Genomic DNA, 22,996 nt, shown 5'->3' with positions numbered 1-22,996 from the left:
CTCCCGGGCGACGACCCTGGCGATGGTATTCAAACTGCTCCAGGCCGCCCAGAAACGCTGGAGACGCCTCAAGCACTTCCAGAAGCTGGAGCTGGTCGTAAACAACGTCAAGTTCGAGGACGGAGAGCAGGTAACCGATCAATCAGACAGGAACGCGGCCTGACCGCCATCCACCAGATTTGACGATAACTCGAGACTCTCACGCCACAAATGCTGCTCCTGACGGTCGGTGGCGGCAACACGGGACTTCACGATGCACAATCAGCGCCCTCATGAATAAGGCGGGGTAAGGTAAATTGCTCAGCTGCCCAAGCAAGTGCCTGGAACACTTTCTGAAGATGGGAACGCGGCTCGGCACTCGGATGGATTGTTTTTTGTACCGTTCAACGTCTGCTCAACACTCATCTTGGTGAGCTCAGGGCTGCACCATTCGAGCTTTTGAGTGCTCTCAGCTTTGGAGTTTTCCATATTGTCACCCTCTAATTTACAGAGACTCCCCCTGCAGGCGCACTCCGAGGAGTACAGTGAAAGTTTAGTCAATCAAGTGTAACTGTAGCAACACAATATAATACTGGATTATTTACTCTAGAGTGTGTGAGATTTCTCATACCAGGCTGTGTTGTAGCTACAGCGCCAGTTGGTCGAGTGAGTGGGCTCTAGCGCGTCAATCTGGATGAGAAGCCAGCGAGAAGCTGGATGACACGCCCGACGTGTTCACCGTCGAGCGCCATTTCCGCGGCAAGTGATCTACGATGCGTGCAAGCCGCCGATCCAGGCACCGATGACGGTGCAGGTGATCTCCGGCCGCTTACGGACACCCTGCCACGCTGGTGAGAGCTCAAGCCCACCAATATGGCGCATTGATGCAGGAGTGGGGTGACAAGGAGTCTATCCCATTGCTTATCCACAATAAAATTCCATGGTCAACATTCGACCCCTCGGTAGTGATAAGCCTGCCGGCTGAACAACTCGCAGTACATGCCTTGTTGCCTTATTAACTCGTCGTGAGTTCCTTGCTCACGTATCATACCTTGGTCCAGCACATAGATGTAATCCGCCATGCGCACGGTCGACAGACGATGGCTGATCACCAGGGCGGCTCGATGGTCGATGCGCTCCCTGAAGTTCTCGAACAGTTCGAACTCCGCGCCCGGGTCCAAGGCGCTGGTCGGCTCATCGAGAATGATCACGTTGGAACGGTGGATGAAGGCGCGTGCCATGGCGACTTTCTGCCACTGGCCGATGCTGATCTCCTGGCCATCGTCGAACATGCGGGTCAAGGGGGTATCGTAACCGGCCGCAAGCCCCTGAATGAACGGATCAGCACCGGCCTTGACTGCCGCCTCCTCGACCGACGGCGTATCGATGGGCTGGCGAATATCACCGAACCGGATATTCTCCCGTACCGTGGCTGCATAACAGCCATAGTCCTGGAAGATCACACTGAACACTCGTCGGTACTCCTCCAGGCCATACTCACGAATGTCGACACCGTCCAGGATGATCCGGCCCGATGTCGGATCGTAGAGCCGACAAAGCAACTTGATCAGCGACGTCTTGCCCGACCCATTGGCACCAACCAAGGCGACGATCTGCCCAGGGCGAATACTCAGATCGATATTGTGCAATACTGGCTTGTCGGTGCCGGGGTAGTGAAACCCCACCTGCTCGAAACGAATGCCTTCACGCAGTTGATCTGGCACCGCCATTGGGTCTTCCGGATCGGCAATTGCCGGGCGGATATCGAGAAACTCGAATAGCAACCCGACGTACAGGTGATCCTCGTAGAGCTTGGCAATCTGTTGCACCAGTTCCTGCCCCATGGACTGGGCACGCTGGAAGATCAGCAGAAACAGCACCAGGTCGCCAACGCTGTTGAGCCCTTCCGATGTCTGCCAAGCGAGATACGCCAAGGCACTGAAGAAGGCTATAGTAGCGATGCTTCCCACCGCCAGCTCGACCCGCGTCCGCCGCTGGCTAATGCGCATGCGCTCGCGGCGAATCACGCCACGTAGATCGGAATAACTCTTTCTCAGGTAGTCACCCAGCTGATTGAGACGTAGCTCTTTGGCATGGATATCGGAGGTCATCAGCCAGTCAAGATAGCCGGCCCGGCGCTCCATCTGGGTGCGCTGGCGCTGCCAGTCATAAAGGCAGCGGGTGAAGTGAATCCGGACCAGTAGCGCCGGCACGATGGCAATCAGCAATACCGGTAGCAATAGCCAGTTGATGGTGATAATCAGCACCACGATCGCCGCAAGCATCAGGCTATTTTTGATCAGCATCATCAGGTTGCCGACGACCTGGACCGGGCGCTGGTTGCCTGTTTGGCGGGCCCGTTGTAGCGTATCGTAGTAGCGTGGGCTTTCGTAGAATGCCAGATCGGCGCACACCGCTCGGGCGTGGATTTCCCGGTCGATATGGTCGGCCACCAGAAGCCCCTGAGCTTCCCTCGCCAAGCTGGACATGGCGCGGGCGGCAAGAAAGGCCAGCGTACAGCCCCCGGTCAGGGCCACGTACCGCAATACCGGCCCCACGCCTTGGGCGACCGTATCACCGCCGAGCAGCTCGGTGACCACATCCACCAGCTGCTTGAGCAAGAATAGTACGGCCAAACCGAAGGCCACCTCCAATGCCATCAACAGGGTGCTCAACAGCGTCCACTTGCGACTGCTTAACCATAGCAGCGGTACAATACGACGCAGGGTCAGCAGCGGTGCAAGTACCTTATCGGCCTGGATCATAAGTGCTCGCATAATAGGAGGGTCATTTGTAAGCGAACGGCGAACACCGCTTGCAAGTGATCAAGCGTTGTGCTGCCAGTTCTGGGGCACCCGAGTTCGATAGATAAAAGCATAATCCACTGCTTTATCTGAAAACACGTTTTCAAAATTGGCACTACTAGCGTGATGCGGTAGGTGCCGGCAAGCCGATGGCCTCGAAGAGATCGTATTGTTCAGGCTTCAATTTGGTCAGGCCGCTCGCCGTCTCACGACGGTGAAGCGTGATCTGATGGAATTGGATCTTGCGGACAATTTCCAACGCCCGCGTCGGCGACAGCGGATGATCGCTGGCCTTCAGTCGCACCCTCAGCACCCGGTAAAGCACCAGTGCGAGGAAGCAGATCAGTGCATGCGCTCGGATGTGATCCGGTAGCCGGTGGTAGACCGGCGCGATCTCGATGTCGCTCTTCAGCACCCGGAAGCCGCGTTCGACTTCAGCCAGAATCCGGTAACGCTCCACGATCTGCGGTGGCTCGTGAGAGGCCATGTTGGTGACCAGCAGCAGCTTGCCATCCAACATCCTGGCTCGGTCGAGCGCTCGCCGATCCAACACGTAGTTGAACGTCTCGGCGGTCAGATCAACCTTGAGAATATGGCTGAGGTGAGCGTCAGTGACGGCCTTGTAGAACCTGTCCTCGTACTCTGGCCTGTTTCCGCAATTGTAGAGGGTTGCCGCCGAGATGCCTTCCTGCTCGGCGAGTTCCGGGATGGTCAAGCTCATGGGCGGTGCCATCTTCTGAAGGATGGCTTCCTTACGTTCCGGGGAGTAACGCACGTTGATCACCTCTCAATCCGTTTAGGGTCGAGTAGCCCGAGGGAACTGCCCCCTCAGGTCCTCACAGAACCAATGGAATGGAGTCATCCCCACCTTACCTCCGGCAACGTTGCGCCACACTGTGAGGTGAGAGGGCCACTGCCCTGCCCACGGCTAAGGAGCGCTTCCCATGACCATTTCACGCGTTGGTTTCGATATTGCCAAGTCGGTCTTCCATGTTCACGGTGTCAAGCTAGTGTGCCGTCCCAGAAATAAGCGAGCTAATTCGCTTGACCTTTTCGAGAATGGAGTCGGCAGTAGCTGTCCAGATAAATGGTGAAGCGTGCTCGTTGTAGTGGTCGGCGAAGTATTCGATCTTGTTCACGAGGTCCTTAACACTGGAAAACGAGCCGCGGCGGATGGCCTTCTCGGTGATGATGCCGAACCAACGCTCGACTTGATTAAGCCATGACGCGTAGGTCGGGGTGTAGTGAATGTGGTAGCGCGGTCGCTTGGCGAGCCATGCTTTAACCTTGGCGTGCTTGTGGGTGGCGTAGTTGTCGACGATGAGATGTATATCGAGATCGTCGGGCACGTTCGCATCAATATGACGTAAGAACGCGAGGAATTCCTGATGTCGATGGCGTTTCTTGCATTGTGTGATGACCTCTCCGCTCGCGATGTCCAGGGCGGCAAACAGCGTGGTGGTGCCATGTCGGACGTAATCATGGGTGACACCCTCGACATAGCCCAGTCCCATGGGCAGCACCGGTTGGGTACGGTCCAGTGCCTGTACTTGGGACTTCTCATCGACGCACAAGACCATAGCGTGGTCCGGCGGATTGAGGTACAGCCCGACGATGTCGCGCACTTTTTCGACGAAGAAGGGGTCGGTGGAGAGCTTGAAGTGGCGTTGACGGTGCGGCTGGACGCCAAAGAGATTGAACCAACGCTGGACGGTGCTTTTGGACACGCCCGTTTCCTCGGCCATGGTGCGTACGCTCCAATGCGTACCATCGGGCGGTTCCGTCTGGAGCGCCCGATTGATGACCTCGGCTACCTGCTCATCCTCATACGACCGGGGACGTCCACTTCTCAGCTCGTCATGCAAGCCCTCGATACCGAATTCGATGTACCGTTTGCGCCATTTCCCGACGGTGTTCGAGCTATGGTGACTTCTGGTGTACGGGAGGAGGTAGAAAAGGTGGCGTATCCTGTTGATTGATCACGACCAAGATCTCAATCAACAGAGTGGATACGCCATGACCGATTCTACCCTCCGGGCTCTTTCACAACCAGAACCCCAGGCCGCTGACCCGCTGCACGAGCTGCTGCGCCAAGCGCCCGTGACCTGATCGCCAAGGCCGTCGAGGCTGAGCTAGCCACCTTCCTGTCGCAGTATGTCGATCAGCGGCTCGACGATGGCCGCCAGGCCGTGGTTCGCAACGGCTACCTGCCCGAGCGCACGGTCCAGACCGGGATCGGGGATGTCAGCGTACAGGTGCCCAAGGTGCGTGACCGCAGCGGCGGTGGCACCCGCTTCAACAGTAGCCTGCTGCCACCCTACCTGAAGCGGGCCCGCAGCATCGAAGAACTGATCCCCTGGCTCTACTTGAAGGGGGTCTCCACCGGCGACTACCAGGAGGCCCTGGCGGCGCTGCTGGGCGACCAGGCCAAGGGGCTGTCGGCCAACACGGTGTCACGGCTCAAGAAGCAGTGGGAAGACGAGCATACCGAGTGGCGGCAGCGGGACCTGGCAGATCGGCGCTACGTCTACTGGTGGGCCGATGGTGTGTACAGCAACGTGCGCATGGATGACCGCCTATGCCTGCTGGTAATCATCGGGGTCACCGAGCAGGGCCGCAAAGAACTGGTGGCCGTCGAAGACGGCTTCCGCGAGTCGGCAGACAGCTGGGAGACCTTGCTGACAGGCCTGCGAGAGCGCGGCCTGACCCAGGCCCCCAAACTGGCGGTGGGCGATGGTGCCATGGGGTTCTGGGCGGCCCTGGGCAAGATCTATCCGGAGACCGATCATCAGCGCTGCTGGGTTCATAAAACTGCTAACGTACTGAACAAGCTGCCGAAGTCCGTGCAGCCCAAGGTAAAGGCCGACCTCCATGACATCTGGATGGCCGAAACCCGCGACGGAGCGCACAAGGCTTTCGATCGCACCCTGAAACGCTTCGAGGCCAAGTACCCCAAGGCGATGGAGTGCCTGGCCAAGGATCGGGAAGAGCTGCTGGCGTTCTACGACTACCCGGCAGAGCACTGGGTGCACATCCGCACCACCAACCCGATCGAGTCGACCTTCGCCACGGTCCGTCTGAGAACAAAGCGCAGCCGGAACTGCGGCTCCCGGGCGACGACCCTGGCGATGGTATTCAAACTGCTCCAGGCCGCCCAGAAACGCTGGAGACGCCTCAAGCACTTCCAGAAGCTGGAGCTGGTCGTAAACAACGTCAAGTTCGAGGACGGAGAGCAGGTAACCGATCAATCAGACAGGAACGCGGCCTGACCGCCATCCACCAGATTTGACGATAACTCGTGAAGACCACCGCCAGTGCCCAGAGGTTTTTCCTCGTAGACGTAGTTAAGGCGGTAAGACGGTGCAAGTTCCTCGAAGTAGGCCTGGATCAGTTTCGACTTGTAATTTACCGAGATATAGAAATCGTCGACACCGCATTCGACGAAGGAGTCGATAATCACCTCGATCGCCGTCTTCTCCCCGACCGGATGAGTGGCTTGGGCAGCACGCTGGTGAAGGGGGCGAGCCGGGTGCCCTTGCCACCGGCCATGACCACGACCGGCAGGTTCAGCGACATCCTCTTTCGACTCTCCTCACCCTGCTGGAACAGGCTATCCCAGAACAGCACATCGATAATACGACCGGCATCATCCAGTACGGGCACCGAAGTGATCTTGTGTGTGGCCATGACGCTTTTGACGTCTAAGAAGTTATAACCGGCCGTGGTGGAATAGGGGATGCGGTTGCAGACCTCACCGACCAACCCGTCCAGATCGCCTCCTCCGAGGATCCAGCGGCGCACGTCACCGTCCGTCAGAGAGCCGTACAACCGGCTATCCCCGGTGGTCACATAGAGGATCTTGCACCTGGTTTCCTCTAACTGATGCAACGCTTCCAGAACCTTTCTCTGATCGTCGATCAAGAGTGACTCAAACATCGGACTCCCCCTCTCAGTCGTTCCCGACTGCAAAAGTTAAATCGATGAACCCCTTTTTCACCAACCCCACCGTGAGAGGAATGGCCTTCAGGGTGTCCTTGATGCGTCGTGAGGTCCCACCGTCGCCAAACCTATCGTAGGGGTTGTGAAGATCGGCAAGTTGCGCACGGAATTCCGGGCTCAAGGCCCGCTCGATGCCGTGACGGATTACCGTGGCGCTATTGCTCACCGAGATAACGTTGCCTGCTGCGAGGCGGCCTTCCTGGCGCGATCCCACATTCAATACGGGCAATCGAAATGACGGCGCTTCGACCAGTCCGCTCGAGGAGTTTCCAATCATCAGGTCGAGGTGTCGCAGGCAACCATGGAAGACACGCTGCCCCAGGTTGGCGAACAGCCGGCTGCGCTCGGGGTGGGCGGCACACCACTGACCCAGGTGCGCATTGATGGCACGTCCCTGTGTGTCAGCATTGGCCTTGGAGAAGACGACCTGCAAGTTTTCGTAGTTCTCGAGCGCTTCCAGCAACTCAGCGACCTGGGAGCGCAAGCCGAAATGAGGCTCACTGGTCACCGGATGATAAGTAACGATAGCCGTGGGACGGTCAAGTGGCATGCCCAGGATCTCGACCAACGCCTCGCGACTGAACGGCTCACTGCGATGAAGATGATCCAGCCCCGGAGCACCGTAGTTGAAGACCCGCTCAGGCGCCTCGCCCATCTGCAGGATGCGCCGACGATAGGGGGCGGTGGTAGGAAAATGGATATTGGCGAGCTTGGTGACGGCATGCCGGAAATATTCGTCCAGGGCGCCCCGGCTGGTCTCTCCACCGTGCAGATGAACGAGAGGAATGCCATGTACCACCGCAGCGAGCGCAGCCGGCACGATCTCGAATCGGTCTCCCAACAGCACCACCAGGTCGGGACGATCTTCGGCCAGGGCGTCTCCATAGGCCAGCATGGCCAGGCCCATGGCCTTGGTCATCGCCGTGCGGCTGTCTGAGGACAACAGTACCTCCAGGCGACGGTGGATGCGGAAGCCGTCACGCTCAATCTCGACAACCGTATAGCCGAACTCGGGGGACAGATGAGTACCACTCACCGCCAACATCAACTCCAGTTCAGGGTCCTCATCAATCTCTCGCAGTAGCCAATAAAGCAGGCCGTAATCCGCGCGGGTCGTCGATAATACCCAGATACGACGTACCTTCATGTCAGGTCTTCCCAGTCGAGGAGCTCATCGACGTCGATCGCCCGGGCGGCCCGGCGACCGATCACGGCGTTGAGCAAACTCGGCGATAGACCGGACCCAGGTCGCTTCAGGCTAAATGGCCAAGGGTGATAACTTCGCCCTCGGAGATGGGGCATTGGACTGTGATGCTCTTACGCACCACATCAAGGTTGGGCCGCTCGCAGGGGGCAGGCCGCTTGCGCCCATTGCCGCGGGCACTTTCAACATGCCGGATGGCCGTCACCATGCGCTGGAAGTCGTCGGGGGCCAGGGAGGCGGCGTGGTCTGGTCCCGGTAGCCGGGTATCGAGAGTGAAATGCTTTTCAATGATGGCGGCGCCCATTGCCACCGCAGCGATGGAGATCTCGGTGCCCGCGGTGTGGTCGGAATACCCCACCTTCACACCGAAGGCATCGGCAAGTGTGCGCATGGCCGACAGGTTCACCTGAGAATATGGTGCCGGATATTCGGTCACGCAATGTAGTACCGTTATCTCGCCAGCGCCGGCCATTTCAAGCCGTTGCAATGCCACCTCTACGTCTGCCAAATAACACATCCCGGTCGACAGAATTACCGGCTTGCCGAATGCACCGATGCTGTCCAATAGCGGCCAATTGGTAATCTCTCCCGATGGAATCTTGAATAGCCGCATGCCGAGGCCATTGAGAAAAATGGCGCTTTCCACATCGAAGGCACTGGAGAGAAACTCAATGCCATGCTGATTGCAATGGGCATTGAGTCTCATGAAGTCATCGTCAGTTAGCTCCAGTGCCTTCAGCATGCCATATTGGCCATTAGAGTCCAGTACAGCTTCGCACTGGTAGGCTGCCTTGGCCGCGTGCTTGGTCACCAGAGTATCAGCCTTGAAAGTCTGAAACTTGACGGCATCAGCCCCGCAACGTTTGGCGGCATCAACCAGTTCTATGGCCATCTCCAGCGAACCGTTGTGATTGACGCCAGCCTCGGCGATCACGAAGGTGGCGGACGGCTCTATCATGCGATTCTCCTGGCAGGGGTGCCGATATAAGTGCCCGGCGTGTCGATATCGTGAACCACAGTGGCACCGGCACCGATCAAGCAGTTGGCGCAGACCCGCACTCCGTGTATGAGACTGGCCCCGGTGCCGATCATGCAGCGATCTCCTACCTCGACACCACCGCTAAGGGTCGCTCCTGGTGCCACATGCACGTCGTCACCGAGCATGCAATCGTGATCGATTGTTGCATTGGTGTTGACGATGCATACACGCCCCAGGCGGCTACCGGTGACGACGATCGCCCCATCCAGCACCACCGTTCCATCACCGAGCGTGACATCGTCATGGACCTGCGCCTGGCGCATCACTAGGGCAGGTAACTGGAAACCAAGATCTAGTAGACGGTCCACCAGCCAGCTGCGAGGCGACTCGGCAATCACCTTGCCTATACCCAGCGCGGCCTGGCAGGGCAATTGTGGTTTCAGCTCTACCAGCGAGGCATCGCTCCCCAGAAAAGGTACGCCCCGTACCGGCCCAGCATCCTCCAGTGCCGTGTAGCCACGTACCGTATGCCCCAGGGCCTGCAATCCATGGATGAGAACACGGGCATGGCCACCACCACCCAGCACGAAGAAGTCACTCACGAGTCGGTATCCTGATCGGATGAGTCAATCATCAGAGGTTGTACTGGTGGGACTTGTAGTGCGACAGGTTGTCCGGCCAGATGAACCAGTCGATCGTCTTTTCCAGCCCCCGGCTCAGACCCGCCATACCGCTATATTCGGGCACATGGCCCAGCCAGCTCTCCGCCCGGGTCGTGTCGGCCCAGAGCCGCTCGACCTCACTCCTGGCCGGGCGCAGCCGCTGCTCGTCGATCTCGAAGGTGACTTCCGCGCCCATCAGGTCGGCAATCAATTGCGCTGTTTCACCGATGCTGACTTCGAAGCCACTGCCGACATTGATGACTTGCCCCACGGCATCATCGCACTCGGCGACCCGGATGAAGCCGGCCACCGTGTCGTCGACGTAGCTGAAATCGCGGGTCGGATACAGCGCACCGAGTCGTAGCCGACGGGTGCCGGCAGCGATCTGGGTGATGATGGTCGGGATCACCGCTCTTGCCGACTGGCGTGGCCCATAGGTATTGAAGGGGCGAATTAGTGAAACCGGAGTCGAGAAGGAGCGATGGAACGACAACGCCAGCTGATCGGCGCCGATCTTGGACGCCGAATAGGGGGATTGCCCCTGCAGCGGATGCGATTCGTCGATCGGCACCGTGATCGCCGTGCCATACACTTCACTGGTCGAGGTATGCACCACCCGTTCGATGCCCAGCTCCCTTGCCGCCTGCAGGATGTTGAGCGTGCCCTTGATGTTGGTATCGACATACGTTTCCGGTGAATGGTAGGAGTACGGAATCGCGATCAGCGCCGCCAAGTGGAACACCACATCGCATCCCTGCATCGCCTGCTTGACGCCGTAGGGATCACGCACATCCCCAGCGAAAACCTCGATGGCTTCCCGAGTCGTGGCGTCGCAGCGGTCCAGCCATCCCCAGCTATTGAATGCGTTGTACATTACGAAAGCTCGAACCGCATGTCCCTGCCGAACTAAACACTCCACTAGATGCGAGCCAATGAAGCCATCTGCACCGGTTACCAGAATCCGCTTGTTCGTCAATTCCAAGACCATTTCCTCAAGAGTTTTGCGCCATCCCTAGCTGATCAGATAGATGTCATCACATGGTTTTACGGTCGCCAGACAGTGGGCAACCAGTACGATAGTCTTGAGTCTGGAAAAATTATGGGCCTCCATGATGATGCGTTCGGTGATTCTTAACTTACCAAGACGCTGGCAATTAATGACTAACTCTAGGAAACCAGGCAGCAAGGATTTAAAGCCATCCTTGAATTACATTTTCCATAACAGGACTATTTTCATATACATCTGATTTTATTCTCATTCCAATCAGTTTTTTAAGATATTTTGCGGGCATTCCATGCCCCGGCCTCACACTCTTCACTGCGTCTTCGGTGATGATAGCACCCGCCTTCAGGTCCTTGACGAAGTACAGCGAGCGGCGGAACTGGACATTGCCCTGCTCGCTGGACTTCATACCATAGTCCACCTTGCCGAGTGCCTGCCAGGCGGTTTTAGCGTCGCGGCAAAGTGCAGCCAGGTCTCGCGGCTCCAGCGAAAAGCTGTCATCCGGGCCACCGCCATTGCGGTCGAGTGTGAAGTGCTTTTCGATCAGGCTGGCACCCAGCGCCACGCTGGTGATGGCCGTGGTGTTGTCGATGGTGTGATCGGAGAGCCCCGTCACCAGGCCGAAACGCTCGATCATATCGGGGATGGTGCGCAGGTTGTAGTCTTCCGCCGGTGCCGGGTAACCGCTGACGCAGTGCAGGATGGCCAGTTGCTCACAGCCGGCGCCGCGGGCGGCATCGATCGCTTCCTGGATCTCCTCGGCGTCGGCCATGCCGGTGGAGATGATCATCGGCTTGCCGGTCCGGGCGACGTATTCGATCAGTGGCAGGTCGATGGCCTCGAACGAGGCAATTTTGTAGGCTGGGGCGCCCAGCTCCTCGAGCAGGTCGACGGCAGTGGTGTCGAACGGCGAACTGAAAGTAGTGATGCCGATCTTACGTGCATGTTCGAACAGCGGTTGATGCCATTCCCAAGGCGTGTGGGCTACTTCGTAAAGTTCGAATAGAGTACGGCCATCCCACAAGCCGCCCTTGATGCGGAACTCTTCCCGATCGCAGTCGAGAGTGATGGTGTCGGGCCGGTATGTCTGCAATTTGACGGCATCGGCGCCGGCCTTCTTGGCTTCCTCAATGATTCGAAGTGCATTCTCAAGCTTGCCATTGTGATTAGCAGACATTTCAGCAATTATATAAGGGGAGCACTCCCTTCCGATAAACCTCCCATCTATTTTAATATTAAGCAACATGACATATATCCTCATACCTAGATGACTCAATAAAAAAATATCCAGCTGAATCCATCAATGAGCTCTGCTTATCCTGAATAGAATCTTTTAACCAAGTAACATCTGAGACAAAAAACCTCTTATCTTTAATTAACTTATCATACAGGTCAATATCCGAATCACTATACAAGTGCTTTAAAACAGCGTAGGAATTTTTCTCATTTTCCGAGCTTACGTCAAGTCCTTCGTAAGCTTTCAACATCATATTAGAGTAATCAGCTCCAAAAGCATGGGCAATTAATTCATGTCGCCATCCACCCATTCTGGTAGCCAGCTCAATGATATATACCTGGCCATCCTCTGCAACGCGAATTTCCACATGACATGCTCCAACAAAGACTCCAAAAGAATCAAGAGTTTTATATACCGCACAATAAACCTCATCCCTTTTATTAAGACTAAGTTGTGCGGGGAATATAACGTGTGTTTCCGCAAAAAAAGGTTTAGAGCCAAAATACTCTCGAGCAACACCTACAATCACATGTTTTCCATTTGATGATATAGTTTCAACACTATACTGAGCTCCCTCTACATACTCCTCAATTAAAGCAGCACCATCTTTAGATAGCATGGATGCGTCAGACAATGATTTATGCAGCTCCAACTCTGAATATATCATACGCACGCCGCGTCCAGCTGAGCTTTGAGAAGGCTTAACTATAATCGGGTACCTCAAGGCTTTTGAAATATTCAACTTCTTGTCTTGATATATACCTAACAATTCCGGCGTATTCACCCCACATCTTGTCAAGCGCTCCTTCATTGCATATTTATTTATAGCATCATGAACTGTCTTGAATGAATTATAGGGAATGCCCATATTATTACAGACCTGTGCAGCAGCAAGATTTCCCACCTCACTCGCAGCAGTCACTATTAATTTTGGGCGATAATCTTTTGCGTAACTCTCGAGCAAACTTACGTTTGAAAAATCTATGTTTATAAAAGAGCCACACTTAGATGCTAAAGCGCAATGAGAATCCCCATCCACAACAACACTTGTATACCTGCTGTTCACAACATCGAGAAGAGATTTCTGGAGCGGGCTACCACCTAAAATAAAAACACAATCGTTCATATGCTGCCCCCATGCGCCCAAGTTAATTACCACTCACTTTCTGCATTATACATAAGCAGCAGAACGAACTTTTTACGTCACGTCATTTCTAATTCTCTACCAGACTTAGAAAGGCTACACTTATTACTCAATAAGATAACACTTTTCTTGCAATGTTTACTGACCCAAATCGATCAACGGTACTTAGAGCGTTAGCAGAAAGACTTGCTCTTTTATTTTCACAACTTATTAAAATTTCAAGGAACTTGTTTAAGAACATCTCAATATCGCCTGCCTCAAGATGCAAAATGGCCTTTCTTTTAGCTAGGTATTTAGCTGTAGATATTTGATCATCGACTATAGATATCCCGATAGTAGGAACACCCAGCGAACAGGATTCTAAAACCATAGTGCCACAAGAAAGTATTGAAAACTCTGACTCTAACAGTATGTCAGAAATTCTTGACGGCGATCTTAAAATATTAACATGGACACTTGTGGAATAGGCAATCCCATATAGAGCACTCTCTAAATCATCATCACATGCAGAGCCAATGATTACCTTGACGCCTTTATCAACTTGATTTTTTTCAAAGAAATTACATACAATATTGAGAACACTCCCTGTTATATAAAAAGGGTCACTTCCACCCATAGATATACATACAGACCCTTTCCTTTCCACATCCCAAGATTTGGCATGCATAAACTCTGAACGTAGTATTACATTATCACCACCAATAAAGTCAAACTCTCTCAAAACAAGGCTTTTATAGTCTTCCTTGTCATTAACCATTGACTGATCAATCAATATATCACAATCGTGCCTTCTATTAGCCAAGTCGTCAATCACGACAAGCTTTTTTGTAAAAGGACTAATCATCCTTTCCCAAGAAGCTGATAGCGAATAATGATCAACCACAACAACATCTATATTTAATTCCTTTATAATACTCAAAACATAATTAGCATCTTGTTCTTCGGAGTACAAAATCCAGCTCTTGTGGATTATGGTTTTCGTGGCAATCTCCTTACCAGGAAGAATAAAAGCTTTATACCCATTATCTATGACAAGGTGGTGAGCACTACCGGCATGAGAACAACAAACAAAAAACACTTGTGCTCCTTTAAGCACTAACTGCTCTGCTAAAGCCAAACAACGCATCATATGGCCAAGTCCAATTTCACTCGAAGAGTCAACACGGAATAATACGTACATTATTTATCCATGACATTAGTCAGGACTCCACTCAGGAGCATAGCGATACGAGCCTTATTCTTCGGAGCTGCTTGCATTGCCATGGATCACCTTGTCCTCAGTTTACCGTCTTAATGGGGTGTCCATTGTAATGGGCAAGATCACAATTTTCTTGTTACTGCTTCTCCATCAGGAACCAAGTACTGTCATTCAGTGGAAAACCGGGATCGCGATGATAAACGAAACCATAGTCGATCAAAGACAAGTCAGAAAATTTATCGAGGATTTCCCCGGCAAAATCCCGTTTAAAGAACTTTCCTGTGTGGCCCCGGTAATTAACCTCCGTTGGTTTTGGATTATAGCATTCGGAAACAAGCAGATAGCGTGAAGAAGCTCGGTGCATGAGTTCATAAACGATTGGCAACTTTTCAGGGTTGATGTGGATCAGAACGCCTTTGGTGAACACTAGATCCCAAGTTACACTTGGTTGAAACTCAAGGATTGAGCTTACATATAAGTCAACGCCTGGAATGTTAGACTGCAACTCCGAGGCTGCTTTCTCGTTTATCTCAACCGCCGATAGCTTGGCGGTGGGAAGCAAGTAACGGAGCGCCACCAAGTTCAGGCCAATATTTGAACCGAGTTCTAAAATATCTTGCACTTTCTCTGTGCGGGCGAGGGCTTTGCTAAAGAAGGCCGTTTTGGAAGCAACTAAACCCGCCCCCCTGTTTCTATCGATGTATTCGTTTCCGAAGTCGCCTTCCCAGAAAACCTCCTGCTCTGTGGTATGTGTCATATTAGTTCCCCTGGCTGATTTTTTATATAGAGCGCTCGGCTAATACGCCGCGAGTGAAGCTGAGCGAAGAAAATTAGAGCTATTCCCTTTAAATGTTTCCAGGAAGGTGAAATGGTTCTAGTGCAAAAATTACCGACAAATAAAAGGTTACGAACCTTATAAGTATATTCATTTTAGAGAAAAACACCTACTTACAATTTTATAGACTGATTGCAACTAGCATCCTCAGCAATAGCGGTTTCGATAGAAGCCTGGTCAGATATCAACCCTTTACATTGGACGCATCATTTTCTTGACTATTTTTAATTAATCATTTACTAGAAATTTCCGCCTGCATGGCACGAAACAACCACTCAGCACGCTGCCAGTCTTCTAGAGTATCGATATCTTGGACACGGTAAGTAGGTAGAAACACGGGCACAGCAGCGTCAGAGAATAGTATAGCTCCCTCGCACCAGGCATCGGCACGTCCCCAGTAGAACTGGCCGGCATCATGCCAGGCGTCTTCGAGATCCTGTGAGCGGGTGGCGAAATACTCGGGCTGGAACATACTTACCCTACCCTCAGGAGTGATTCGGATGGCGCGCTGGATGGGAAAAACGTAATTCGTCACAGAGAAAGCGAAGTCGGCACCAGTGTCCAGCAAAGCACGCCGGCCCCGGCAAAGGTCTCCGGGCTGGACGAACGGTGCTGTGGCATGCAGGCAGCAAACCTGATCCGGAAGACTACCTTGGTCTCGCAACCATTGCACCGCATGGGCAATAACCGGCATGGTACCTGTATGATCATTCGACAACTCGGCCGGGCGCATAAACGGCACCTCTGCTCCCTCCTCCCTTGCTACGTCTGCGATTTCGCGATCATCGGTGGAGACCATGATCCGGTCAAAGCAGCCGCTTGCCCGCGCCGCCTCAATCGACCAGGCGATTATCGGCTTGCCACAGAAGAGCTTGATATTCTTGTGTGGAATGCGTTTGCTACCACCCCGAGCGGGGATAATCGCTACGTTCATATTTTCTCCATGGCGTGCTTCACAGCTTTGACGACTTCATCTTGCTGCGTCTCGCTTAGAGTGGGGTACATCGGCAGACTAATGGCCTCGGCGTAGTAGCGTTCCGCCTCGGGAAAATCGCCAACCTGAAACCCCATGGCCTGGTAGTGCGGCTGGCTGTGCACCGGAATGTAGTGCACGTTCACGCCGATGCCGTGCTCGCGCAGCGCCTCGAACACCTGGCAGTGGGTGACGTTGATCCGGTCACGCTGCAAACGGATAACGTAAAGGTGGCGGCCTGAGACGCTGTCGGGATGCTGCCAGGGCCTCGTCACTGGCAACGTGGCCAGCCGGTCATCATAGCGGATGGCAATCTCGTTGCGCCGGGCCACGTAGTCGTCCAGGCGCCCGAGCTGGCTGACGCCCAGGGCGGCCTGCAGCTCAGTCATGCGGTAGTTGAAGCCCAGCTCGACCTGCTGATAGTACCAGGGGCCATCGGCCTCATGGGTCATCAACGCAGGGTCGCGGGTGACACCGTGGCTGCGCAGCAGGTTCATCCGCTGAGCCAGTTGATCATCCTGAGTCAACGCCATACCGCCTTCGGCGGTGGTGATGATCTTTACCGGGTGGAAACTGAACACGGTGATATCGCTATAGCGCCCGTTTCCAATGTATTCGCCCTGATACTGGCCGCCGATGGCGTGGGATGCATCCTCGATGATGCGAAACCCATAGCGCTGCGCGAGTGCATGGATCGCCTGCATGTCACAGGGTTGGCCACACAGATGGACGGCCACCACCACCTTGGGTAGCCGACCGTCCTGCTCGGCCTGATCCAGCTTGGTTACCAGGGCCTCCGGGCAGAGGTTATAGGTACGCGGATCGATATCCACGAAATCAACCTTGGCACCACAATACAAGCCGCAGTTGGCGGAGGCGACGAAGGTGATGGGCGAGGTCCACAGCCAGTCGCCATCCCCCAGGCCCAAGGCCAGACAGGCGATATGCAGGGCCGAGGTGGCACTGTTCACCGCCAGCGCATGGCGCGCTCCGACCTTATCAGCCACTGCCTGCTCGAAGCGCGGCACCGCCGGCCCCTGGGTCAGGAAGTCCGACTGCAACACCTCCAGCACCGCCTCGATATCCTGGGGCTGTATGTCCTGCCGGCCATAGGGAATCATTAGATGGCTCCGATCTTGTCCCAGTTGGCGTCGATCCAGGCGCTGAGCTCGGTGTCGCTCATCCACTCGGCATTGTTGTCGCTGGAGTATACGAAGCCCTCCGGCACCTTCTTGCCATCCTTGATTCGATTGACATCTGTATCCCACTTATTGATTGCCGGCAGGATTTTGAAGTACTCAGGGTACTCATAGGTGTAGTGGGCATCCTCTGCGCTGATCATCTGTTCGTGCAATTTTTCGCCGGGACGGATTCCCACCATCTCTTGCTTCGCTGCGGGAGCGATCACACGCGCCAAGTCGACAATCTTCATTGAGGGAATTTTTTTAACATAAATCTCGCCTCCCTCCATATCTTCGAAAGTCTGCCATACGAGTTTCACGCCTTGCTCAAGTGAGATCATGAAGCGGGTCATGCGCTCGTCGGTTATCGGCAATGCACCATTTTCCTTGATCGACATGAAGAACGGTATCACCGAACCGCGAGAGCACATCACATTGCCGTAGCGCACCACTGAAAAGCGGGTGTTATGCCCCCCTGCATAAGAGTTAGCGGCAACGAATAACTTGTCGGAGGTCAGCTTAGTGGCACCATAGAGGTTGATTGGACAACTGGCCTTGTCAGTCGACAGAGCGACTACTTTCTTGACTCCCTTGTCGATGCAGGCATCGACAAGGTTCATGGCGCCGATGACGTTGGTCTTGACGCACTCAAAGGGGTTGTATTCGGCGGTGGGAACAATCTTGGACGCAGCTGCATGCACCACGTAGTCGACGCCATCCAATGCCCGATAGACTCGATCGCGATCACGTATATCGCCGATAAAGAATCGCACCCTAGCATCACCCTCAAACTTCTTGGCCATCTCCCACTGTTTCATCTCGTCTCGTGAGAAAACGATCACTCGATTAGGCTTGTATTTCTTGAGCAGTATCGGAACAAAAGCTTGGCCGAAAGACCCTGTTCCGCCGGTCACCAGGATTGAGGCGTCTGTAAACATAAAATCAATCTCTTATTATTGATTGACAATGACACAACTCACTTGACCCCACAAAAAGTGAAGTGGTATCCGCCGCCTTCGTCGCTACGAAACTTCTCACTGTAGTAGCCGATATGGACCGGCTTAAACATCTTGAACTTCCGCTTCAATTGATCCTCATCTTTTATGAAGGATATACAGTGGTCTTTAACCTCTAGGCGATCGTTCCTAAAGTTTACGACGCGTAATCCGCCTTTGTATTCTGTTGAGTTATCGAAGAATTCTCGAGATCCCTCCCCCATCATCGTGGCGAAAAATACGCCGCCAGAACGCATAGACCGGTACAACTTGTCCATACAATCTTGGAAATCTTCGTCAGAGAAGTAGTAGAGCGACTGGAACGCGGTAATGACTTCGACATCATCGGAAAACCCGTAGATGTCATTTGCCTTTGGTGAAGGGTCACAAAGTAAAAAATTCTGCGCGATATGTGGGTACCTTATCTTTGCGGCACAAATATCCGTTTCGCTGATGTCTACGCCGCGAGCATTGAATCCCATTTTTCGGAAGTAATTCACGGCCGCCCCTTGCCCACAACCGAAATCAACGAGCCGCTCCCAGCCCCCCCCCAACCCGAACTGCGGCTTTAGGATTCTTCCATAAAATCGAAAGACAAAATGATCAACATTGACGGCAGTGTAGCCCTTTTCCCAATACGCTTTGTTCTTCTCAAGATAGTTCATCCGCATCCCTCCTGAATGTTTAGATGCCTAACTATTCAGAATTTATTCGCCGTGGGAGCATGGCGGATAAATGCCTATTGGACTAAGGCACCCAGAGGTAATGTAAAATGCTGTGGTTGGCCACTCAGGCTGCCCTTTGCTGGTTGTGATCTGGCGAGATCAATCAGCAGGATACGCCACCCTTCCTTTCTGCCTTCCATACACAACATCCGACCATATCCCTTGACAACAATCCCCTGATGAAAAAAGGAAAGAAATTCATTTTTAAGCATGCTCAGCCATACGCTTAAAGGTCAAATTCCTCTCAAACAGTTCGTCATATTTACCTTGGTCAATCACTTGGCCATTAGCCATCAAATAGATATTGTCGCATTGCTTTACCGTAGCCAAACGATGGGCGATCATGATGATGGTTTTCTTGCCAGAAAAGTCATGAATGGCGTCCATCACCAAGCGTTCAGTAATGCCATCCAGCGCACTGGTGGCTTCATCCAGCACTAGCACCTTTGCGTCATCATAGAGTGCGCGGGCAATGCCAATACGCTGGCGCTGTCCACCTGATAGCTGGATACCTCTCTCGCCCACACGGGTATCCAAACCCTTAGGTAGTTGAGCGAGAAGCTCATCTAGGTGCGCCATGCCAGCAGCCCGCTCAACACGTTGTTCATTTATTTTTTCAGGTGGCAGGCCAAACGCAATGTTTTCACGAATGCTGGCGTCGGCCAGAAAGATGGATTGCGGCACAAAGCCCAAGCTGTTCTGCCACGCACGCTTCTGTTCCTCCGCCAACGGCTTACCATCAATCAGCAGCTGACCCTTGTCCGGTTCGATCAAACCCAGCAGCATATCAATGGCGGTGCTCTTGCCAGAACCCGAGGCACCCACCAAGCCGATGACCTGGCTTGCCGGTATCGTCAGTGAAAGGCCATTGAGCGCTGGCTCGCTCTTGCCTGGGTAGTGAAATAGCACATCACGCAGCTCCACCGCCAGCTCAGGCACGAGACAGCCCACCTGCTCGACAGACGGTAGTACTTCCTGCCCTACATGGCGACTGGCATAGAGATCATCGCGAATGGCATCGAATGCAGCCAAGTTGCTACGAATGGTCGACACACTTGTGTAGATTTGCTGGAAGGCTGGCAGTAACTTGAAACCGGCTAGGGCATAGACGGACAAGATAGGCAAAATGGTGCCCAAGTTACTTTGGTGGGCTGCTAGGAGGAAGAGAACTAGGAAAATAATAGCTCCGAAGGCTACCATCTCCATCGCATAGCGCGGCACTTGTGATAATGCATTGGTGGTCCCGTTTGCGCGACCAAGGCGCCTGCTGGATTTTTCAAAGCGCTCATTGAATATTTCTTGCCGGCCCAACAACAAGACATCCTTAATGCCACCAAAACCTTCCGCCATCAATGTAAAAAGATCTTGCTGAGTCCGTGATATGGCTTTTCCATTTGAAATCAGCTTACGCCTCACGGTTCGATACAGCAGCAGATATGAGATTAAAAACACCCCCACACCCACTGCGGCTACTATTGGATTAAACATGAAAACCGCCATTACCATAAACAAAGTCATCATGACCTTGGCATTCATTTGCATCAGGGGAGCAATGATGCTGGCAGTTACACGACGGCACTCTTGAGAAATTTTACTGGTCAGCTGAGAACTGCTCCCGGCGGAATGAAATAACCATGGCTGCTGCATATAATATCTGTAAAGCCGAATGCTTAACTCAGCACCTAATTGTTGACCATAAAGAGAAAGTCGCCAAACGGTAAACATCGAGATACAGGTAGAGAAACCCAGCACTAACAACACAGAAACACCTAGCCAAAACAAGAAATCAGACGATTCAGTGAAGCCACTTATCTGATACATATAAGCCAAAACCCCATCGCCTTCCAGGCGACTAACATCCCCCACCAATGCCATAAAGGGGCCTAGGGCCACCACACTGGCGACTTCAGAGAAAGCCATCAACACGACCAAAACCTGCAAACGAAATAATCGTTTTCGCTGCTCTTTGGCAAGCAGGCCAAACAGGTCTTTCAGACTTGATAACATTATTGTACTACACCAAATATACGACAATAAAGATCAGCCATAATTCTCACCGATAATTATAATAACAGTATCCATAATGGCTGGATGCTGTCGCCGCTTTACGCTCGATTGCATTGAGAATGACACCTTGCACGTCGAATCCATTATTTTCCAAACGCCGCTTTGCCGCTTGTATCTCACGAATCGGATTTTTCTCGAAGCGTGCGACAAGCAGTGAGGTTTCGCAGTGCTTACCGACAACGCTGGCGTCTGTCACAGCCAGCACAGGTGGCGTGTCGAGGATGATCAAATCATAGCGCTTGTCGAGCTGTACCAAGGCTTCGGTAAAGCGGGGTTGCATGAGAAGCTCCGAAGGGTTAGGGGGTACCATGCCTCGGGTGATCAGTGACAGGTTATCGATGCTGGTTTCTTTAATTATATCGTCCAGTTCCAGTTGCTTGGCCAGATAGTCGGCGAGCCCCTGCTCGCTGCGCAAGCGAAAGGCATGATGGTTTTGCCCCTTGCGCAGGTCCGCGTCGATGAGCAGTACCCTCATACCGGCCTGTGCGGCAACGGCCGCCAGGTTGATGGAAACGAAACTTTTACCGACGCCCGGGCTGGGGCCGGAGATCATCAAGCGGTGGTTACGCCCCTCGAGCATGGCGAAGTGCAGACTGGTACGCAGGCCTCGAATTGCTTCCACGGCACTATCTGTCGGGTCACGCTCAGCCAGCACGCCAACCACGATATCCTGCCCCGTGTTACGCTTGTTCTTCCAGCGCTTGACCCGACGTGCCAGGCGCTGCTGCTGGTTCGATAGTGGAATCGTGGCATAGACGGGCATACCCGCCGATTCGATCTGGTCGGGCGTTTCTACACCGCGCTTGAACAGGGCCCGCAACAGCACTAGTCCAACTGCCAGGGTTGCGCCTAGTAGCGTGGCTAGCACCGTAATCCGCGATTGCTGAGGGGCTACCATACCCCTGATTTCGGCCCGGTCGATGATACGGACATTGCCGATGGTGCCTGCCTTGGCGACCTGAAGCTCCTGCACCTTATTGAGTACATTGACATAGATCGCCTGTGTCACCTCGACATCCCGCGTCAGGCGAAGCACCTCCTGTTGAGCCGTCGGCAGTTCATTGACCCGGTTATTTAGCTGCGTTTTTTCCGCCTGCAGATGGCGCTTTTGCCTAAGCAACGTTTGATAGCTCGGGTGGCTTGTCGTATAGCGCTGAGCCAGTTCAGCTTCCTGGAACTCCAACTCATTGATCCGGCGCTCAATGTCGATATAGCGCTGGACGGCCGCCTGCGCCTCGCTGGATAGATCGACGCTATCCAACTCCGCCCTGTAGCGGTTGAGTCGCTCTTCAGCTGTGGTCAACTGGTGGCGCAGTTCCGGTGTTTGCTCTTCCAGAAATACCAGGCTCTGCTCGGCTTGGGCCGACTGACGCTCGACATTCTGAGTCAAGAACGTATCCGCTACTGCATCCAGGGAGCGCACGATCTCCTGGGTATCAGGGCCTGTCATGGAGAGGCGCAGCACCCCGGTTGATGAGCCACGTCCCCCACCTACTTCGGCAATCTGCAGCCTGCCGCCCAGTGAACGGATATCTCCATTGCGATTGCGCTTCGCCAAACGGAATTGAGCGCCTGGCGCGGCATTGAACTCGTCGATGAGCAGTTCCATTTCGCCATCGAGGAAAGTGTGAAGCTGTCCGATATGGCCATCGCCAATGTGCTGCTCATTGAGCATCACGCGGTAGCGCTCCTCGCTATCGCGCTCGACGACCACGACATGGCTGCGCCGGTGCTCTGCCAGGACAAAGCGCGCTACTTCGAGGTTTTCACCGCCCCATACATAGGGTTGTCGCTGCATGAAGGAGGGCTGAGGAATTCCGCTGCTCAACACATAGTCACTGATATACGGCAGCATAATGGGAAAGTCCGGGCGCTGGATGCCCTGACGCACCACATAGTCACCAATGATRGGCATCGTCACCGGGCGGATAATGTTCTCCTGGCCCAGTCGATCGACAGCATGGCCAAGCACCATGCGTGACTGGAGAATCTGGATCTCTGCCGAGGTATT

At 53.8% G+C, this 22,996-nt stretch carries 18 protein-coding genes and 4 pseudogenes; 2 read left to right on the top strand and 20 right to left on the bottom strand.

Features of this window, described 5'->3' with window-relative positions; genetic code table 11:
- Nucleotides 1-163: pseudogene (locus Q427_RS31440) on the top strand (IS256 family transposase); the annotation flags it as partial.
- Between the two features lie 760 nt (nt 164-923).
- On the opposite strand, the gene Q427_RS16625 reads toward Q427_RS31440, so the two are convergent.
- From Q427_RS16625 to Q427_RS30335, 3 genes and pseudogenes are all read right to left on the bottom strand, one after another.
- Nucleotides 924-2,744, bottom strand: coding sequence for an ABC transporter ATP-binding protein (locus Q427_RS16625; RefSeq protein ID WP_051496461.1), 1,821 nt, complete (start codon nt 2,742-2,744; stop codon nt 924-926).
- A gap of 157 nt (nt 2,745-2,901) precedes the next feature.
- Nucleotides 2,902-3,414: pseudogene (locus Q427_RS16620) on the bottom strand (IS1634 family transposase); the annotation flags it as partial.
- A gap of 376 nt (nt 3,415-3,790) precedes the next feature.
- A pseudogene (locus Q427_RS30335) lies at nt 3,791-4,696 on the bottom strand (IS630 family transposase); the annotation flags it as partial.
- A gap of 103 nt (nt 4,697-4,799) precedes the next feature.
- Here Q427_RS30335 and Q427_RS16605 point away from each other — a divergent pair.
- Nucleotides 4,800-6,052, top strand: a pseudogene (locus Q427_RS16605) (IS256 family transposase).
- On the opposite strand, the gene Q427_RS29085 reads toward Q427_RS16605, so the two are convergent.
- The 17 genes from Q427_RS29085 to Q427_RS16535 all read right to left on the bottom strand — a co-directional run.
- Entirely contained in the window at nt 6,028-6,243 is a 216-nt protein-coding gene (locus tag Q427_RS29085) for a hypothetical protein (RefSeq protein WP_051496459.1), read from the bottom strand. The pseudogene Q427_RS16605 and the gene Q427_RS29085 overlap by 25 nt on opposite strands.
- Complete coding sequence (locus tag Q427_RS16600; protein WP_051496458.1) at nt 6,240-6,719, bottom strand: CBS domain-containing protein; 480 nt, start codon at nt 6,717-6,719, stop codon at nt 6,240-6,242. Before Q427_RS16600 ends, Q427_RS29085 begins: the two co-directional genes overlap by 4 nt.
- A 13-nt stretch (nt 6,720-6,732) precedes the next feature.
- Complete coding sequence (gene neuC / locus Q427_RS16595) at nt 6,733-7,929, bottom strand: UDP-N-acetylglucosamine 2-epimerase (RefSeq protein ID WP_043515967.1); 1,197 nt, start codon at nt 7,927-7,929, stop codon at nt 6,733-6,735.
- A complete protein-coding gene (locus tag Q427_RS36990; protein ID WP_442905510.1) occupies nt 7,926-8,084 on the bottom strand; it encodes an SAF domain-containing protein in 159 nt (52 codons plus the stop codon). Before Q427_RS36990 ends, neuC begins: the two co-directional genes overlap by 4 nt.
- Nucleotides 8,036-8,944 (bottom strand): N-acetylneuraminate synthase, encoded by a 909-nt coding sequence (neuB, locus tag Q427_RS16590; RefSeq protein ID WP_269321263.1) that lies wholly within the window; start codon nt 8,942-8,944, stop codon nt 8,036-8,038. The genes Q427_RS36990 and neuB overlap by 49 nt, the downstream gene beginning before the upstream one ends.
- Entirely contained in the window at nt 8,941-9,567 is a 627-nt protein-coding gene (locus Q427_RS16585) for a NeuD/PglB/VioB family sugar acetyltransferase (protein ID WP_043515964.1), read from the bottom strand. The genes neuB and Q427_RS16585 overlap by 4 nt, the downstream gene beginning before the upstream one ends.
- A gap of 31 nt (nt 9,568-9,598) precedes the next feature.
- Nucleotides 9,599-10,615: an NAD-dependent 4,6-dehydratase LegB gene (locus tag Q427_RS16580; protein ID WP_155833598.1), complete on the bottom strand. Its 1,017-nt coding sequence runs from the start codon at nt 10,613-10,615 to the stop codon at nt 9,599-9,601.
- 202 nt (nt 10,616-10,817) lie between these two features.
- A complete protein-coding gene (pseI, locus tag Q427_RS16575) occupies nt 10,818-11,876 on the bottom strand; it encodes a pseudaminic acid synthase (protein ID WP_043515976.1) in 1,059 nt (352 codons plus the stop codon).
- The gene (locus Q427_RS30330; RefSeq protein ID WP_155833597.1) at nt 11,866-13,026 is read right to left on the bottom strand and encodes an ATP-grasp domain-containing protein; all 1,161 of its coding nucleotides are present in this window, start codon (nt 13,024-13,026) and stop codon (nt 11,866-11,868) included. Before Q427_RS30330 ends, pseI begins: the two co-directional genes overlap by 11 nt.
- Nucleotides 13,027-13,120: 94 nt before the next feature.
- On the bottom strand, nt 13,121-14,191 hold the full coding sequence (gene pseG, locus Q427_RS30325) for a UDP-2,4-diacetamido-2,4,6-trideoxy-beta-L-altropyranose hydrolase (protein WP_081786049.1): 1,071 nt from the start codon (nt 14,189-14,191) through the stop codon (nt 13,121-13,123).
- Between the two features lie 154 nt (nt 14,192-14,345).
- Nucleotides 14,346-14,966, bottom strand: coding sequence for a pseudaminic acid biosynthesis-associated methylase (locus tag Q427_RS16565; protein WP_043515961.1), 621 nt, complete (start codon nt 14,964-14,966; stop codon nt 14,346-14,348).
- 310 nt (nt 14,967-15,276) lie between these two features.
- Complete coding sequence (gene pseF, locus Q427_RS16560) at nt 15,277-15,978, bottom strand: pseudaminic acid cytidylyltransferase (protein WP_043515959.1); 702 nt, start codon at nt 15,976-15,978, stop codon at nt 15,277-15,279.
- Entirely contained in the window at nt 15,975-17,138 is a 1,164-nt protein-coding gene (gene pseC, locus Q427_RS16555) for a UDP-4-amino-4,6-dideoxy-N-acetyl-beta-L-altrosamine transaminase (protein WP_043515956.1), read from the bottom strand. The genes pseF and pseC overlap by 4 nt, the downstream gene beginning before the upstream one ends.
- Entirely contained in the window at nt 17,138-18,136 is a 999-nt protein-coding gene (pseB, locus tag Q427_RS16550; RefSeq protein ID WP_043515952.1) for a UDP-N-acetylglucosamine 4,6-dehydratase (inverting), read from the bottom strand. Before pseB ends, pseC begins: the two co-directional genes overlap by 1 nt.
- Before the next feature lie 38 nt (nt 18,137-18,174).
- Nucleotides 18,175-18,858, bottom strand: a complete 684-nt coding sequence (locus Q427_RS29080) for a class I SAM-dependent methyltransferase (protein WP_051496457.1) — start codon at nt 18,856-18,858, stop codon at nt 18,175-18,177.
- A 264-nt stretch (nt 18,859-19,122) separates the two neighbouring features.
- Nucleotides 19,123-20,925, bottom strand: coding sequence for an ABC transporter ATP-binding protein (locus Q427_RS16540; protein WP_043515949.1), 1,803 nt, complete (start codon nt 20,923-20,925; stop codon nt 19,123-19,125).
- A gap of 46 nt (nt 20,926-20,971) precedes the next feature.
- A partial coding sequence (locus Q427_RS16535) for a polysaccharide biosynthesis tyrosine autokinase (protein ID WP_043515947.1) occupies nt 20,972-22,996 on the bottom strand: 2,025 nt, incomplete at its 5' end.

It is taken from the genome of Halomonas sp. BC04 (assembly GCF_000568385.1).
This window is presented reverse-complemented; position numbering and strand designations above follow the sequence as displayed.

Coding starts and splice junctions, on each gene's coding strand:
- pseI (WP_043515976.1), bottom strand. CDS start 11,876: ATGTTGCTTAATATTAAAATAGATGGGAGGTTTATCGGAAGGGAGTGC.
- Q427_RS16565 (WP_043515961.1), bottom strand. CDS start 14,966: ATGACACATACCACAGAGCAGGAGGTTTTCTGGGAAGGCGACTTCGGA.
- neuC (WP_043515967.1), bottom strand. CDS start 7,929: ATGAAGGTACGTCGTATCTGGGTATTATCGACGACCCGCGCGGATTAC.
- Q427_RS16540 (WP_043515949.1), bottom strand. CDS start 20,925: ATGTTATCAAGTCTGAAAGACCTGTTTGGCCTGCTTGCCAAAGAGCAG.
- Q427_RS16580 (WP_155833598.1), bottom strand. CDS start 10,615: ATGGTCTTGGAATTGACGAACAAGCGGATTCTGGTAACCGGTGCAGAT.
- pseG (WP_081786049.1), bottom strand. CDS start 14,191: ATGTACGTATTATTCCGTGTTGACTCTTCGAGTGAAATTGGACTTGGC.
- pseB (WP_043515952.1), bottom strand. CDS start 18,136: ATGTTTACAGACGCCTCAATCCTGGTGACCGGCGGAACAGGGTCTTTC.
- Q427_RS16625 (WP_051496461.1), bottom strand. CDS start 2,744: ATGATCCAGGCCGATAAGGTACTTGCACCGCTGCTGACCCTGCGTCGT.
- Q427_RS29080 (WP_051496457.1), bottom strand. CDS start 18,858: ATGAACTATCTTGAGAAGAACAAAGCGTATTGGGAAAAGGGCTACACT.
- neuB (WP_269321263.1), bottom strand. CDS start 8,944: ATGATAGAGCCGTCCGCCACCTTCGTGATCGCCGAGGCTGGCGTCAAT.
- pseF (WP_043515959.1), bottom strand. CDS start 15,978: ATGAACGTAGCGATTATCCCCGCTCGGGGTGGTAGCAAACGCATTCCA.
- Q427_RS16600 (WP_051496458.1), bottom strand. CDS start 6,719: ATGTTTGAGTCACTCTTGATCGACGATCAGAGAAAGGTTCTGGAAGCG.
- Q427_RS36990 (WP_442905510.1), bottom strand. CDS start 8,084: ATGCCCCATCTCCGAGGGCGAAGTTATCACCCTTGGCCATTTAGCCTG.
- pseC (WP_043515956.1), bottom strand. CDS start 17,138: ATGATTCCCTATGGCCGGCAGGACATACAGCCCCAGGATATCGAGGCG.